This is a genomic window from Bacillus sp. JK106 (genome assembly GCF_053663355.1).
This window is the reverse complement of the sequence record NZ_JBSJQC010000001.1, coordinates 388,705-402,995: the sequence shown is the minus strand read 5'-3', so window position 1 is coordinate 402,995 and position 14,291 is coordinate 388,705. Positions and strand designations below refer to the sequence as shown.

At 47.4% G+C, this 14,291-nt stretch carries 17 protein-coding genes and 1 pseudogene; 3 read left to right on the top strand and 15 right to left on the bottom strand.

Features of this window, described 5'->3' with window-relative positions; all coding sequences use genetic code 11:
• Positions 1 to 61: 61 nt before the first annotated feature.
• The 5 genes from ACWJJS_RS02085 to spoIIR all read right to left on the bottom strand — a co-directional run bounded on the left by ACWJJS_RS02085 (position 62) and on the right by spoIIR (position 3,607).
• Complete coding sequence (locus ACWJJS_RS02085) at positions 62 to 517, bottom strand: low molecular weight protein arginine phosphatase (RefSeq protein WP_003151148.1); 456 nt, start codon at positions 515 to 517, stop codon at positions 62 to 64.
• Positions 518 to 590: 73 nt separating this feature from the next.
• A complete protein-coding gene (locus tag ACWJJS_RS02080; RefSeq protein WP_003151147.1) occupies positions 591 to 1,148 on the bottom strand; it encodes a manganese efflux pump MntP in 558 nt (185 codons plus the stop codon).
• 67 nt (positions 1,149 to 1,215) lie between these two features.
• Entirely contained in the window at positions 1,216 to 2,256 is a 1,041-nt protein-coding gene (locus ACWJJS_RS02075) for an L-threonylcarbamoyladenylate synthase (RefSeq protein WP_070082510.1), read from the bottom strand.
• A gap of 156 nt (positions 2,257 to 2,412) precedes the next feature.
• Positions 2,413 to 2,856, bottom strand: coding sequence for a GNAT family N-acetyltransferase (locus ACWJJS_RS02070; protein WP_003151145.1), 444 nt, complete (start codon positions 2,854 to 2,856; stop codon positions 2,413 to 2,415).
• Between the two features lie 70 nt (positions 2,857 to 2,926).
• Complete coding sequence (gene spoIIR, locus ACWJJS_RS02065; protein ID WP_077722976.1) at positions 2,927 to 3,607, bottom strand: stage II sporulation protein R; 681 nt, start codon at positions 3,605 to 3,607, stop codon at positions 2,927 to 2,929.
• Between the two features lie 160 nt (positions 3,608 to 3,767).
• On the opposite strand from spoIIR, the gene ACWJJS_RS02060 reads away from it, so the two are divergent.
• The gene (locus ACWJJS_RS02060; protein ID WP_003151143.1) at positions 3,768 to 4,142 is read left to right on the top strand and encodes a UPF0715 family protein; all 375 of its coding nucleotides are present in this window, start codon (positions 3,768 to 3,770) and stop codon (positions 4,140 to 4,142) included.
• On the opposite strand, the gene ACWJJS_RS02055 is transcribed toward ACWJJS_RS02060, so the two are convergent.
• The 3 genes from ACWJJS_RS02055 to prfA all read right to left on the bottom strand — a co-directional run bounded on the left by ACWJJS_RS02055 (position 4,129) and on the right by prfA (position 6,410).
• On the bottom strand, positions 4,129 to 4,407 hold the full coding sequence (locus ACWJJS_RS02055; RefSeq protein WP_454023275.1) for a DUF5316 family protein: 279 nt from the start codon (positions 4,405 to 4,407) through the stop codon (positions 4,129 to 4,131). The genes ACWJJS_RS02060 and ACWJJS_RS02055 overlap by 14 nt on opposite strands.
• Positions 4,408 to 4,477: 70 nt before the next feature.
• Entirely contained in the window at positions 4,478 to 5,338 is an 861-nt protein-coding gene (prmC, locus tag ACWJJS_RS02050) for a peptide chain release factor N(5)-glutamine methyltransferase (protein WP_454023274.1), read from the bottom strand.
• A 1-nt stretch (position 5,339) separates the two neighbouring features.
• A complete protein-coding gene (prfA, locus tag ACWJJS_RS02045) occupies positions 5,340 to 6,410 on the bottom strand; it encodes a peptide chain release factor 1 (RefSeq protein ID WP_003151139.1) in 1,071 nt (356 codons plus the stop codon).
• Positions 6,411 to 6,521: 111 nt separating this feature from the next.
• Between prfA and gloA2 the strand changes: the two genes are divergently transcribed.
• Both gloA2 and racA read left to right on the top strand, forming a co-directional pair.
• Positions 6,522 to 6,905, top strand: coding sequence for an SMU1112c/YaeR family gloxylase I-like metalloprotein (gene gloA2 / locus ACWJJS_RS02040; protein WP_454023273.1), 384 nt, complete (start codon positions 6,522 to 6,524; stop codon positions 6,903 to 6,905).
• Positions 6,906 to 7,015: 110 nt separating this feature from the next.
• The gene (gene racA / locus ACWJJS_RS02035) at positions 7,016 to 7,579 is read left to right on the top strand and encodes a chromosome-anchoring protein RacA (RefSeq protein ID WP_454023272.1); all 564 of its coding nucleotides are present in this window, start codon (positions 7,016 to 7,018) and stop codon (positions 7,577 to 7,579) included.
• Positions 7,580 to 7,612: 33 nt separating this feature from the next.
• Here the strand turns inward: racA and ACWJJS_RS02030 are convergent, their stop codons facing one another.
• The 7 genes and pseudogenes from ACWJJS_RS02030 to glpX all read right to left on the bottom strand — a co-directional run bounded on the left by ACWJJS_RS02030 (position 7,613) and on the right by glpX (position 14,284).
• Positions 7,613 to 8,569: an AEC family transporter gene (locus tag ACWJJS_RS02030; protein WP_003151136.1), complete on the bottom strand. Its 957-nt coding sequence runs from the start codon at positions 8,567 to 8,569 to the stop codon at positions 7,613 to 7,615.
• A gap of 85 nt (positions 8,570 to 8,654) precedes the next feature.
• Positions 8,655 to 10,352 (bottom strand): oxaloacetate-decarboxylating malate dehydrogenase, encoded by a 1,698-nt coding sequence (gene malS / locus ACWJJS_RS02025; protein ID WP_003151135.1) that lies wholly within the window; start codon positions 10,350 to 10,352, stop codon positions 8,655 to 8,657.
• A gap of 276 nt (positions 10,353 to 10,628) precedes the next feature.
• A complete protein-coding gene (locus ACWJJS_RS02020; protein ID WP_038464350.1) occupies positions 10,629 to 11,219 on the bottom strand; it encodes a thymidine kinase in 591 nt (196 codons plus the stop codon).
• A gap of 83 nt (positions 11,220 to 11,302) precedes the next feature.
• The gene (gene rpmE / locus ACWJJS_RS02015) at positions 11,303 to 11,503 is read right to left on the bottom strand and encodes a 50S ribosomal protein L31 (protein ID WP_003151132.1); all 201 of its coding nucleotides are present in this window, start codon (positions 11,501 to 11,503) and stop codon (positions 11,303 to 11,305) included.
• A 122-nt stretch (positions 11,504 to 11,625) separates the two neighbouring features.
• Positions 11,626 to 12,912 carry a transcription termination factor Rho gene (gene rho / locus ACWJJS_RS02010; protein ID WP_003151107.1) on the bottom strand — a complete coding sequence of 429 codons (1,287 nt, stop codon included), beginning with the start codon at positions 12,910 to 12,912 and terminating at the stop codon, positions 11,626 to 11,628.
• Positions 12,909 to 13,117, bottom strand: a pseudogene (locus tag ACWJJS_RS02005) (hypothetical protein). Before ACWJJS_RS02005 ends, rho begins: the two are co-directional and overlap by 4 nt.
• Positions 13,118 to 13,318: 201 nt before the next feature.
• Positions 13,319 to 14,284 carry a class II fructose-bisphosphatase gene (gene glpX, locus ACWJJS_RS02000; RefSeq protein WP_003151105.1) on the bottom strand — a complete coding sequence of 322 codons (966 nt, stop codon included), beginning with the start codon at positions 14,282 to 14,284 and terminating at the stop codon, positions 13,319 to 13,321.
• Positions 14,285 to 14,291: the final 7 nt, after the last annotated feature.

Here is a 14,291-nt window from a genome sequence, read left to right as displayed (position 1 = left end):
ATTTCATTCTACTCTTTCACATTCGTTTTGCAAATGACCTGTTTGCAGATTTTCTGACAGATTACTTGCTTTTCCCGTCAAGCAATTGATCAGCCAAAAGAGTCAGCAGCTCCTCCAGTTCGTCCCGCGTCTGTTTATAAACATCAAGCGGACCGCCGAACGGGTCAGAGATATCGCCGTTTTCCCCCGTTACGTATTCTTTAATGGTAAAGACTTTGCCCTGACTGTTTTGATATCGGCCTTCAATCAGCTGTTTATGCTGTTCGGTCATCGCCAGCACCAGATCGGCCGTCTCGATATGTTCTTCCGATAAGGGAGATGAACTGTGATTGAGGGCGATCCGTTTTTCAAACAGCGCTTCTACGGCATGAGCCGACGCTTTTCCGTGCGGAGACGCGAATACGCCGGCCGAGCTTACGCTGACATCCAGCCCTTTCGTTTCTGCTATGGATTTAAAAAGAGCCTCAGCCATGGGACTGCGGCACGTATTGCCTGTACAAACAAAGATTATTTTCATGTCCGTCACCTCTTACTGCCTATTATAAATGAAGAAAAAAGAAACGGCATCTTCGTTTCTTTTTTTACGTATCTTATATCGGTAAAAGCAGTTTCAGCCCGAATCCGATCAAAATGGCTCCGCCAAGCGCTTCGCTGTAGGAGCCGAGCCACGACTGCACCTTTCTTCCCGCCAAAAGGCCCGCCCATGTTAAAACGGTGCTGAAGACCCCGAACAGCGTAACGGCCAGAAACGGATTGGAGCCGTTCATCCCGAGACTGAGCCCGACAGAAAAGCTGTCCAGACTGACACCGACCGCAAACAGCAACAGTCCCGAGCCTGCCGGAGATATGAGCGGCCCGTCCGATTGTTTAAACGCGGCGATCATCATCTGCACCCCTAAAATGAAAAGAAGAGATCCGCCGATGTAAACGGCGAGCATCCCCAGAAAACCGGACAGCAGATGCCCGGCCGCCATTCCCACAAGCGGCATCATGACATGAAACAGCCCGATGACAACCCCTATATGAAAAATCTGTTTTTTCTTCAGCTGAATCATTCCCATTCCGAGCCCGACGGAAAAGGCATCCGTCCCCAAAGCAAATGCCATGATGCTTAAGGAGACAAGTTCCCCGATGAATAGATTCGACATGAATAAAAACCCCCTTGGACGTGCCCGCTTGTTTAGCTTATGCATGTCCGATAAGGGGTAGAACAAGTTAATGGATAACGGTGCCGCCTGCGGCTTTCATCAGCCTGTTCATAACGGCGAGCCCCACTCCGGTATCCGGAAAGGACTCAGAAATAATCATATCCACTTCCGCTTCATCAAAGCTGCGGAGCGCATCGTATAAGGCGGACGCCACTGTTTCAAGGTCGGCGCGTCTGCCGCAGACCTTGATATAATCAGCCTGGTAACTATCGGCGTTCTCTTCTGTTGTCAAAATGCCGATTCGTTTTCCCCGGCTTTTATATGCGTCTGCCAGTTCTTGAATTCTCCGGGCGCCGCCGTCGGCAATAGCCATCGGCGCAGAAGGCGCGTAATGTGTATATTTCATACCGGGAGAAATAGGAACCTCATCTTCTTCGGTCAGCCCTTTATCCACAAGAACCGGACCGGCGGCGGATTCAATCTGCTCTTTTGTCACGCCTCCCGGACGAAGCAGCACGGGCTGTTTCCCCGTACAGGACAGAACGGTTGATTCCACTCCGATTCCCGTCGCGCCGCCGTCCACAATACCGGCAATACGGCCGTTTAAATCATGAGCGACATGCTCGGCCTTCGTCGGGCTCGGTTTTCCTGATAAATTGGCGCTCGGCGCGGCGATCGGCAGTCCGGCCGAGCTGATGAGGGCTAATGCTGCCGGATGATCAGGCATTCTGACCGCTACCGTCTCAAGTCCCGCGGTGACACGGGGTGACAGCGCACCGGGCTTACACGGCAGGACAAGGGTCAGCGCCCCCGGCCAGAATAGCTCCATAAGCTTTTTCGCCGTCTCAGGAATATGGCTGATAAAACGATCAAGCTGGCTGATATGGGATATATGCACAATCAGCGGGTTATCGCTCGGCCTTCCTTTCGCCTCATATATTTTCGTTACGGCTTCCGTATTTTCAGCGTTAGCGCCCAGTCCGTAAACGGTTTCTGTCGGAAAAGCCACAACCTCATTCTGCCGGAGCAATTCCGCGGCTTGTGTAATTTGGGGATCGGTTGTGGATAATTCTGCGGAACAATCCACAAACCATCTTCTTGTTTTCATGTATAACCAAACTCCTTATTTTAAAGCGGTAAAACTTTATTTTCTCTCGTGTATTCCTTTTGAAAGTATAAAAGATGTCCTTTAATAAAACAAGTGTTATCCACAAACTGTGGACAACACTTTTTAATAAGTGGATAACCTTGTGTATAAGTTAGATCAGGCAGAGGTTTTCACCATTAAAAACGAACCTTCTGTGCATAACGAGTTGCGGAAATGTTCGGACGTATACAGTTCATCAGGCGCATCGGCGCACGCTTCAAATCCCATCACATTCAGAAACTCAGCGGATGAGGGCTGATTGGCGACTAAGTAGACATCTTGAATCTCATGTTTTTTGCACAGCACATCCATACTTTGAAACAGCGTAACGATATGGCTTTGATTCAGCCTGTCCGACATGACGAGTGAACGGAGAAGCCCTTTTCCGCCGCTGAATTTTTCGATCCCGAGACAGGCGGCAATCTTTTTTTCGCTGTCTTCCAGCACGATAAACCGGCTGATCTGCTGATCGATTTCCGCATGTGCCGTATCAGACTTTTTCAAAAAGGCCTCCAGCGCCTCCGTATCTTGATCTCTTGCCACTCTCAGCTGATAAAACATATATTTCCCTCCGTTTCGATCAACTCTTTCTTCCAATCTATGAATCGAATCCGGATTTATGCCTTTTGCTTCAGGAAAATAGATCTGAAATCCAATCGACGAGGAAAAACTTCACTTCGGTATCATCATCATCTTTATTTTCTTTCTTCGCTTTATCAGCCTTTGCTTTTACGTCATCCAGCACTTTTTCTGTCTGTTTCTGCGTTTCTTCCTGCTTCTGTCCGCCGTCTTCCTGATCTTTCACCGCTTCGCCGTTTGAGAAATCAAGGAAGCACAGCGGCGGAAACAAGACGCACCACCAGTTGGCGCCCTCGCCATTGCCGAGTGTAATTAAAATCGCTTCATATTTTCCGGCCGGATAGACCATATTGCCGTACAGCTTTGTCGGAAACGAAATTTTATTGAATTGAACTGAAACGGATTGATGCGCACCCTTTTCTTTCATCGTTTGTTTGGCGATTTCTTTAATTTCAGGAAGCTTCGAACGAATGAGCCGCCGCGCTTCTTCAATGGAAGTGATATCTTTCACCCAGTCCGTGATTTGCTCGTTTACAGCATCTCTGATCTGGCGCTTGAGCTTTTGATCCTCATCGTTATCACTGTTGGCCAAAATCCTGAGCCGGATCGCTTCATCCGGTATGACGACGGGCTCATCGGCTGATGCCCGCGCCGTTTCTTCTTTTGTCAAACCCGCAAGCGCTCCTGATAATAAAAGAAAAATATATATGCAGATCATCATTGTCTGTTTCATCGGTCCCCACCGTTCCTCTCCGTGCTTTTTTTATCTAGTCCCATTATGGACATGACGGAAAAGGTTTAAACCGGCGGGAAGAAAAAAATCTAGCAAGCTGATAATCTGCATTGACAGATTCAAAATATGGTACGATATTATTTTGATAGGAGGTTTTCAGATGAAATATAATTACACCGTGCTGCTGTCGGCGGCATGTATGTCTGTCATTTATTCTATTTTGTATGTTCATCAATTCATTATCGCGGCTTTCATTTCGATGGCGTTTTATTTTTTGTTTCCTTATTTGATTTTTGCGCTGCCGCTTCAATACTTTCTGAATAAAAAGCCGAAGAGATTTCATCCGCTGTATTTTCTTTATTATTTGGGGGTGTCGTTCATTGCAAACGGGATCATCTTCGGTCTTTTGCAGCCGTCAGGCCAATCTCTGTTTTCTAATTCAGCCTTTTATATCTTTGCGGTTTTAACAGCCGTCGTCTATTGGGTATGGGATTCCGTATTGCTGCAAAGACAAAATCCGGCTACAGAAGCGTAATCAGCAGACAGCCGGCTGAAGGGAGAGCGGCGCAAAAGAAAACGGCGGCCATCTTTAAACGGGCGTGCCGTCCTTCTTCTGTTTCAGAATGATAATTGGCCCGCTGCTCCGCTCCGCTTACGGCCAGCCCGGAAACGATGACCGCCGCGACGATAAGAACAGCCGTAACGGCGCCGAAAATGATGTCAAAGCCAAACGGCAGGACAAATCCAGCCGCATAAGCTGCGGCGGCGATTATACATCCGAAGGCGAACGCTTTTTTCAAGGCGGATGCCCCTTTCATTTTCTTTCCATTGTAACAAAAGCCCGCCGTGTGCGTCACCGGCGGGCTTTTTTCATGATGTGATGACCGCGGATACGGTTCTGTCTTTTCCGTTGATGTCCTGTACGACTTCCACTTCCGCATTCGGAAAGGAATGACGGAACAGGTCTTTCACGGCTTTTCCCTGATTATATCCGATTTCAAAGACGACAAGCGCTTTATCTTTCATGACAAGAGGCAGCTCCTCCATAAACCGCTTGTAGAATTTCAAACCGTCACCGCCGTCCGTAAGAGCATGAAGCGGCTCATGGAAACGGACGATATCCGACAAATCCGCCATTTCTTCTTCAGAAATATACGGCGGATTGGAAACAATAATATCCGCTTTTTTTCCTGATGAAATAAAAGGAGTTAACAGATCTCCCTGCAAAAAGCACACGTCCGCTCCGAGGTTTTGCGCATTTCTTTCCGCCACCTGCAGCGCTTCTTTTGAAATATCCGAAGCCGATACTGAAAAATGTCCGCATTCAAGCGCGAGCGTCACCGCAATGGCTCCGCTCCCCGTTCCGATATCAATGACGTTCAGGCGTTCCGCCCCGGAAAATACCCGCTTCTGTCTGTCCAGCAGATGAAAGACGACTTCTTCCGTTTCCGGACGCGGAATGAGAACATCGTCATTCACAAAAAATTCCCTGCCGTAAAACTGTTCTTTCCCGATAATATATTGAATCGGAATACCTTCTTTATGCATCTCCACGTGCCGTCTGAAACGGTAAAGTTCGTCCTCGCCGACGGGCTCCTGCAGACTTGCGAGAAGTTTGCTCCGATCCATTCCGATATCATTTAACAGCAGCAGCTCGGCCGCGTTTTTTTCTCTTCCCGCTTCGGTTAAATAAGAAGAAGCCCAGCTTAGGGCTTCAAAAACGGTCTTCATCTTAATTTTCCGCCTGCTGGAGCTTGCTTGACTGGTCTTCTACGATTAACGCTTCAACCACTTCATCAAGCTTGCCTTCCAGGATTTGATCCAGCTTTTGAATCGTCAGGCCGATGCGGTGATCCGTCACACGGTTTTGCGGGAAATTGTATGTGCGGATACGCTCGGAACGGTCGCCTGATCCGACGGCTGATTTACGGGTCTGATCATATTCAGCCTGAGCTTCCTGCTGGAATTTGTCATAGATTCTGGCGCGGAGCACCTTCATCGCTTTTTCTTTATTTTTAATCTGAGATTTTTCATCCTGACAGGATACGACGACACCGGTCGGTAAATGCGTCAGGCGTACGGCCGACATCGTCGTGTTTACGCTTTGTCCGCCCGGTCCGCTTGATGCGAATGTATCGACGCGGATGTCTTTTTCGTGGATGTCCACTTCTACTTCTTCCGCTTCAGGAAGACACGCCACCGTCGCCGTGGATGTATGAATACGGCCGCCTGATTCCGTTTCCGGAACACGCTGTACGCGGTGCGCGCCATTTTCATACTTCAGCTTGGAGTATGCGCCTTTTCCCGTAATCATAAAGATGATTTCTTTGTAACCGCCCGTTCCGGTCACGTTTGCTTCCATGACTTCAGTCTTCCAGCCTTGGATCTCGGCGTAACGGGAGTACATTCTGTAGAGATTTCCCGCAAACAGCGCGGCTTCTTCTCCTCCCGCTGCTCCCCGGATCTCCATAATTACGTTTTTGTCATCGTTCGGGTCTTTCGGGATGAGGAGCACTTTCAAACGCTCTGATAAGGTTTCCGTCTCTCCCTGCAGTTCGGAGATTTCTTCCTTCACCATTTCTCTCATATCGGCATCAAGCTTTTCCTCAAGCATCGCTTTCGCATCGGCAAGCTGTTCTGATGCGTCTCTGTATTGTCTATAGACTTCAACGGTTTCTTGTATATCAGATTGCTCTTTCGAATATTCTCTAAGCTTTTTCGGATCGTTGACCACTTCCGGATCACTTAAAAGCTCATTTAATTTTTCGTATCGTTGTTCAATTGACTGTAAACGGTCTAACACGGTCTTCACCTCTGTTTTCCTGTGCGTAACATTCTCATTATAGTATAGGGCTTATCACCAGTCAAAAGCAATTCGCCTCTGTTATACTGAAGCAAAAAAGGAGGGGCGGATATGCTGAAATCCATCCACCATATAGCAATCATATGCTCTGATTATGAAAAGTCGAAAGCTTTTTACACCGAGATACTCGGTTTCGGCATTATAAAAGAAACATACCGAAAGGATCGCGGATCTTATAAACTCGATCTGGCGCTGGACGGCGTGTATGCGATTGAATTGTTTTCCTTTCCCGATCCGCCCGAACGGCCGACCAGACCGGAAGCCGCGGGTCTCCGGCATCTCGCCTTCACCGTAAACGATCTTGAAGCAGCCGTCAGGGAGTTAAAGGAAAAGGGCGTCGGCACAGAACCGATCAGAACCGATCCGCTGACGGGGAAACGGTTTACCTTTTTCTTCGATCCCGACAAGCTTCCACTTGAATTGTATGAAGCGTAACGTTTTTTGAAGAAATGCCGCTTTCTTTGGCGAATTCCTTCTTGTTTTGTCTAACATGAAGGGAACGCCGCCTCATGGTCGAATACCTAGCAAAAAGGAGGTATGTGATCATGAATACAAACATGGCCGCGAAAGAGCTCGGTGTCTCCGCAAAAACGGTGCAAAGGTGGGTCAAGCAGCTGAATCTTCCGGCTGAGCGGAATGAGCTCGGACATTATTCCTTTACACCTGAAGATCTTGATGTGCTGAAATCGGTCAAACGGCAAATTTCTGAAGGCACTGCCCTTCTGGACGTTCAAGTGCCCCGGCAGCCGAAAAAACGGACAGGCTTCATTTTACAGCGTCCGAAAATCAATGACGGCGCTGAACAAAGGTTGGCAGAGCTGGAGCGCAAACTGGATATTCTCACGAAAGAGAAACAGGATGAGAACCATCTGCTTTCAAGGATAGAGGAGCTTGAACGCCAGCTGAAACAAAAGGCGGATGAAGGGGTGTCTTATCAGCTTCTTCAGCACAGACGAGAAATTGACGACCTCAATACCGAATTGCAGACATTGGCCTCCCGCATCCAGGAACTTGCCCAGACAGCTCCCCTCTCAGAAACAGCCGCTTCTTCAGAACATAAGAAACCCAGAAAAAAAACGAAATTTTCGCCTTTTAAATTTCAATTCTAATCAAAAAAGCTCCCTGAAACAGGGAGCTTTTCATTATGCAGTCAGCGCAATGATGATCGGCAGTGAGATGAGAGATAAAATCGCACTGATCACGAACGCGGACGCAGTTTCTTCCTCTTGTTTTTCGAAACGTGTGGCAATCATCGCCGCTACCGCAGATCCAGGGAATGCAACGAGCAATACCGCTTTCGTGATCTGGTCAGCCGGAAGTCCGACTGCAAGAGCGATCAAGTACATCAGCGCAGGCTGAACGGCAACTTTTAACAAAGCGATACCGAAAGCCGGCAGACTGAGCTTGATGTTGCGGATACCGACAGTTACACCGACGGCAAAGAGTGCAACACCTGATGTTGTGCTTCCGAGCTGATCAAGCATTTTTTCACCCAAGCCAGGGAGTGTTACACCGCAGAGTACCAGGATGATACTGATAAGCGGTGCAGCCGCAAGCGGTTCGGAAAGACCGTGAAGAATAGACTTACCAGTCATTTTCCAGAAGTTCTCGTTTTCGCTGTCTTGTTTCTTAGATGACTCTCCGACAGTAGCGATAATGATCGCAAGCGGGTCAAGGATGGCGTTAACCACGATACCCGTAACGGCGATAGGAATCGCTACTTCGTTTGCTCCGAATAAGCTTCCGAGTACCGGAATACCCATAAATGCAAATGTCGGCTGTGCAGAGTTTAAAGAAAATACAGATGAATTCGTTAAATCATACTTGAAGATAAATTTGCAAACTAACAGAATGACGATAAAGAATCCGACAATCCCAATGATCAAAGCGATCATCAAAGGAACCTGAGATAAAAACGCACTTCTTGAAGTGGTTAAAATACTTGCGATAAAATGCGCCGGAAGCGCGTACTTCGTAACTAAGGTGCTTACCCCTTTTGCTGACTTCGCGTCATAACTTCCGAAGCGACCTGCGAACCATCCCAGCACGATCACGAAAAAGATCGGCGCCAGGAGGATTAAAATATCTAAGAAGCTCAAAATATTCTCCTCCAAATCCTTAATGTCCGTATACTTTAGCCTTTACATAAAAGCTTTCCCTCGGACTGTAAAATTAATCGTAAAATTATTTAGCGATAACTTGTTTATATTGCGGTTTCCACATTGCATCAAGAACGGCTTGTTCTACATTCTCAGGAATGCGGTTTGCCACGCCTTCTTTAATGGCAGTTTCCGCTACGGCGATCGCAACTTTAATTGAAACTTCTTGTAAGTCGCTCATGCTCGGCAGAAGGCCTGCACCCGGTGTTTCAAAATCAACGCTTTCTGCGATTGCGTCAGCAGTTGCCGCAAACATTGCAGGAGTAATCACTTTCGCTTCTACAACGATTGAACCGAGACCAAGTCCAGGGAACGCGAACGCGTTGTTAGATTGTCCGATTTCATGAGAAACGCCATTGTACTCCACATTGTCAAACGGGCTTCCTGTCGCCACAAGCACTTTGCCGTCAGTCCATTTGAAAAGATCGCTAGGAACGGCTTCAGCAAGCGGTGTCGGGTTAGACATCGGCATGATGACCGGACGCTCAACGTGTTTTGCCATTTCTTTGACGATTTCTTCACTGAATGCGCCGCTTTGGCCTGATGTACCGATTAAGATTGTCGGTTTCGCTTGACGGATCACTTCAATGAAAGGAATTTGTCCGTTTTCATCGCGTTTCCAATCTTTAATTTCTTCAGCTGTGCGCAGGTACGGCTCTTGGAAATCAAGAATGTTTTCCATACCTTCAATTAACAAGCCTCTGTAGTCCATTGTGTAGAACGCTTTGTTGGCTTCTTCTTCAGAAAGACCGGCAAGCACCATAGTGTCGCGGATTTGGTCAGCGATTCCGATTCCGGCAGATCCCGCACCGAAGACAACCACACGCTGGTCTTTAATAGACGCGCCTGTTTTCTTCATAGCCGCAAGCACACCTGCAAGCGTAATCGCGCCTGTTCCTTGAATGTCATCGTTGAAGGTAAGAATTTCATGGTTGTATTTCTTCATGATATTGCGCGCGTTTTTGTTTCCAAGGTCTTCCCAGTGAAGAAGAGCTTTAGGGAAATATTTAAGCGCAGCTTTTACATAAGCGTCAATGAAAGCTTCATAACGTTCGCCTTGGATACGTTCATGGCGGTTACCGATGTATAAAGGATCGTTCAGAAGTTTTTCATTGTTCGTACCGACGTCAAGAACGACAGGAATAACACGGCTTGGGTCAATACCGGCAGCCGCTGTGTATACGGCTAATTTACCGATGGCGATGTTGATACCGCCTACACCCCAGTCACCGATTCCGAGGATGCTTTCTGAGTCTGTCGCAACGATCAGATCAATATCTCCGGCAGTGGCATGAAGGTTTTCAAATGCCTCTTCAATTCCTTCCACGTTGTCGATAGAAAGGTAAATCCCTTGAGGTCTTCTGTACTCATGGCTGTATTCTTGAATCGCTTCACCGACAGTCGGTGTGTAAACAACCGGCAGCATTTCACGAAGATGGTTTTGAAGCAATTTAAAGAAAAGAACTTCGTTACGGTTTTGCAAATCATTCAAATACACGTTTTGGCGAAGGCGGTCCGGCTGAGCTTGAAACTGCTCGTATGCGCGTTTTGCCTGCTCATCAAGAGACAGAATGGTCGGAGGAAGCAGCCCGTCTAATCCAAGGCTTTTTCTTTCTTCTGCTGAAAACGCAACACCTTTATTTAAAGTAGGGATAGATAGAACTTCTTTTCCTCTTAAAGTAGTTTCTAAGTTGCCTTCCTTCGTTACTTTAATATTATTCAAGAAAATCTCCTTCTTTCTTCAAATAGTTAACAAAGTTAAGTAATTACCCATTTTGGCTAGTGTGATCGCGATCTGCTATATCTTTTTTTGACAATTATTCGAACAATGTCTCATAACTATTTACATTACTTAGTCATTTTATGCCTGTAAAAATGAAAATTCAAGAGATGAAAATTACTTAATTTTTTCATACTCTTTTTTAAGTTAATTAACTACAATTTTTGAAAAACCGTCAAAAAAACACCGGATTTTTTACCGATGTTTTCATGAAAAGGGTTATTTATCAGTCTGTTTTTTCGGCACTTCGTGATGATGTCTGCATCTCGCTTCGTATGACTCCGACGCGCCGACTAAAATGACCGGATCATCATAGGAAGCGGGCTTCCCGTCAATCAAACGCTGCGTACGGCTTGCCGGCGACCCGCAAACGGAGCAGACCGCCTGCAGCTTCGTCACTGATTCGGCAACCGCCATCAGATTCGGCACCACGCCGAACGGCTCTCCCCGGAAATCCATATCAAGTCCGGCCGCGATGACACGATAGCCTTTATCCGCAAGCGAGGATAAGTCACCGATGATCGATTCGCCGAAAAACTGCACTTCATCTACCGCGATGACGTCCGTGCTTTCACTGATATGATCCCATATTTCAGCCGAAGACGAGATGACGTGGCTTGTCATGGATGTGCCGTTGTGAGAAACGACAGCCTCCTCACTGTAGCGATTATCAATGGCAGGTTTGAACACCTTGACCTCCTGCTTCGCATAAGTCGCTCTTTTCACTCTGCGGATCAGCTCTTCTGATTTCCCAGAGAACATGCTGCCGCATATCAGCTCAAGCCATCCGCTTTGCTTCATTATGTACATAGGCTATCCGCTCCCCTTTTTTCCTGTTTATGGACATAAAAAACAGGCAAGAAGCAATTCTTGCCTGCCTGTAAAATCTATTATTACTTAAGACCGTATTTTTTGTTAAAGCGATCAACACGACCATCAGCAGAAGCGAATTTTTGACGTCCAGTGTAGAATGGGTGGCATTCAGAGCAAATCTCAACGCGTACCTCTTCTTTTACTGAGCCTGTTTCAAATTCATTTCCGCAAGCGCATTTAACTGTTGCTTTTTTGAAATTAGGATGAATTCCTGCTTTCATTGTATCCATCTCCTTCCGCCCTGAATCCCGTGTGGAAACAGAGTTATTATTCCGGAGCGAATCCGGAACGCATATGAGAGAATTATATCAGTCATTTACTGCATTTGCAAATACATTTTTTATCAGCGGCGGGCTGATGATGAAAGGTTTGCCTGCTTCCATTCTTGGTTGATCAGATCGAAGAATTCCTGATTCGTTTTTGTTTTTTTCATTTTTCTCATAAACTTCTCTGCGAAGTCCGGAGAATCAGACATCGATTTGCGGATCGCCCATAGACGGTCAAGATGCTCTTTCGGCACGAGCAGCTCTTCCTTCCGCGTGCCGGAGCGGCGGATATCGATCGCCGGGAAAATCCGTCTTTCCGCAAGAGAACGGTCAAGGTGAAGCTCCATGTTGCCCGTTCCTTTAAACTCTTCGTAGATGACGTCATCCATCCGGGAGCCCGTGTCAACGAGCGCCGTCGCCAAAATGGTCAGGCTGCCGCCCTCTTCAATGTTTCTCGCGGCACCGAAAAAGCGCTTCGGACGATGGAACGCAGCCGGGTCAATCCCGCCGGAAAGCGTACGTCCGCTTGGCGGGATAACGAGGTTGTAGGCCCGTGCCAGGCGGGTAATGCTGTCCATCAGAATGATAACGTCTTTTTTGTGTTCAACGAGACGCATCGCCCGTTCAAGCACAAGCTCCGCTACCTTAATGTGATTTTCCGGCACTTCATCGAACGTCGAGCTGACGACATCGCCCGCTACGGAACGTTCAATATCCGTTACTTCTTCCGGTCTTTCATCAATTAAGAGAACGATCAATTCAGCGTCAGGCTGATTTGTCGTAATGCTGTTAGCGATTTCTTTTAACAGCATGGTTTTACCGGCTTTCGGCGGCGCCACGATCAGACCGCGCTGGCCGAAACCGACGGGAGCCATCATATCGAGAATTCTTGTTGAGAGATAATTCGGTTTCGTCTCAAGCACCATTTGGCGGTCCGGATAAAGCGGTGTCAGCGCGGGAAAATGAACGCGCTCTTTCGCAGATTCCGGATCGTCTCCATTTACCGCTTCAACGTGCAAAAGTCCGTAATAGCGTTCGTTTTCTTTCGGCGGACGCACCTTGCCGGATACTTTGTCACCGTTTCTTAAATCAAAGCGGCGGATCTGGGAAGCAGAAATATAGATGTCTTCTGAGCTTGGCGAGTAATTAATCGGTCTGAGGAAGCCGAATCCTTCCGATTGGATGATTTCGAGCACGCCTTCCATAAACAGAAGATCCTCCTGCTCGGCGTTGGCTTTCAGGATGGCAAAGATTAATTCTTTTTTAGTCAGTTTGCTGTAGTAGGAGATTTTATAATGTCTGGCCAGTTCATATAGTTCTTTTAATTTCATATTTTCCAAAGAGGAAATAGATACGTCTTTCATAAAAACACCACGCTTTTCATAGTCAATGTATTGCTGTTTTCATTCAAATCGGCTGCTTCGCATGATTCCGCCAAAGCACATTCTTTTATAAAACGTTCAGGAACTTCTATCGGTAACACTTCCACCCATGATCGGCGCTTTTTTAAAAAAGGAATGTCTTAATGAGTTTTGAAGGAAGCGAGGACAAAAACTTGAGAAGATCAATATTTATATCGTCTGTATGCGGTAGAATTTGAAAATTTCCCAGTACTCAAAAGAAGGAATGACACAGAAAAATCGCAGCACTCTTTATTTTTACCTCATTTCAAAAAATTATTCAACTTAAATAATGCTTTGACATATAAATGATAGGGTTGACTCTTTTTTGCAAAAGAAAAGCGGGACTTTCCGTCCCGCTTTTCTCTATTTATGGCCGGATCACAAGATTTGGTTTTTTCTTCAGGCTGTGTCTTCCGTCAACGAATCGGACCGTTCCTGATTTCGCCCGGATGACCAGGCTTTCAGTCGTGCCGACGGAGCCTTTGAACTGAACGCCTTTCAGCAGCTCTCCGTCCGTGACGCCCGTTGCGGCAAAAATGGCGTCATCCCCTCTCACAAGATCCTCCATCCGGAGCACTTTGGATACATCAAGGCCCATTCGCTCACAGCGCGCCTGCTCTTCCGCACTTTGCGGCAGAAGCCTGCCGATGATTTCGCCGCCTAGCGCTTTTAACGCAACGGCAGACAGCACGCCTTCAGGAGCCCCGCCTGAACCGAAGAGAATGTCTACTCCCGTATGGTCAAAGGCCGTATTGATGGCGCCCGCGACATCGCCGTCGTTGATCAGTTTGATTCTGGCGCCCGCCTCACGCAATTCAGAGATAATTTTTTCGTGTCTGTCACGATTTAAAATGGTTGCCACGACATCTTCAATGTCTTTATTTTTCGCTTTCGCAACGGCTTTTAAGTTATCAATGACAGGCGCTTCGATATCGATGCAACCTACCGCTTCGGGACCGACCGCGATTTTTTCCATATACATATCCGGGGCGTTCAGCAATGTTCCATGGTCGGCGACCGCGATCACCGTCAGCGCATTCCAGCCGCCGCTCGCTACGATGTTTGTGCCTTCAAGAGGATCGACGGCGACATCGACGCGCGGGCCGTATCCGTTTCCGAGCTTTTCGCCGATGTAAAGCATCGGCGCTTCATCCATCTCGCCTTCCCCGATCACGACCGTGCCTTTCATCGGCACCGTGTCAAACACGTCACGCATTGCGCTTGTCGCCGCATCATCAGCTTCATCTTTTTTCCCGCGGCCCATCCATCTGGCAGATGCTAAAGCCGCCGCTTCAGTGACTCGAACCAATTCCATCGATAAGCTTCTTTCCATTTCAACA

Bases quoted from the DNA above. Each gene is read 5' to 3' on its own strand.
- prmC (WP_454023274.1), bottom strand. From the start codon at position 5,338: ATGAAGACCGTTTTTGAAGCCCTAAGCTGGGCTTCTTCTTATTTAACC.
- spoIIR (WP_077722976.1), bottom strand. From the start codon at position 3,607: ATGAAACAGACAATGATGATCTGCATATATATTTTTCTTTTATTATCA.
- ACWJJS_RS02020 (WP_038464350.1), bottom strand. From the start codon at position 11,219: ATGTACATAATGAAGCAAAGCGGATGGCTTGAGCTGATATGCGGCAGC.
- ACWJJS_RS02060 (WP_003151143.1), top strand. From the start codon at position 3,768: ATGAAATATAATTACACCGTGCTGCTGTCGGCGGCATGTATGTCTGTC.
- ACWJJS_RS02080 (WP_003151147.1), bottom strand. From the start codon at position 1,148: ATGTCGAATCTATTCATCGGGGAACTTGTCTCCTTAAGCATCATGGCA.
- rpmE (WP_003151132.1), bottom strand. From the start codon at position 11,503: ATGAAAGCAGGAATTCATCCTAATTTCAAAAAAGCAACAGTTAAATGC.
- ACWJJS_RS02075 (WP_070082510.1), bottom strand. From the start codon at position 2,256: ATGAAAACAAGAAGATGGTTTGTGGATTGTTCCGCAGAATTATCCACA.
- rho (WP_003151107.1), bottom strand. From the start codon at position 12,912: ATGAAAGACGTATCTATTTCCTCTTTGGAAAATATGAAATTAAAAGAA.
- ACWJJS_RS02085 (WP_003151148.1), bottom strand. From the start codon at position 517: ATGAAAATAATCTTTGTTTGTACAGGCAATACGTGCCGCAGTCCCATG.
- racA (WP_454023272.1), top strand. From the start codon at position 7,016: ATGAATACAAACATGGCCGCGAAAGAGCTCGGTGTCTCCGCAAAAACG.
- gloA2 (WP_454023273.1), top strand. From the start codon at position 6,522: ATGCTGAAATCCATCCACCATATAGCAATCATATGCTCTGATTATGAA.
- glpX (WP_003151105.1), bottom strand. From the start codon at position 14,284: ATGGAAAGAAGCTTATCGATGGAATTGGTTCGAGTCACTGAAGCGGCG.
- ACWJJS_RS02070 (WP_003151145.1), bottom strand. From the start codon at position 2,856: ATGTTTTATCAGCTGAGAGTGGCAAGAGATCAAGATACGGAGGCGCTG.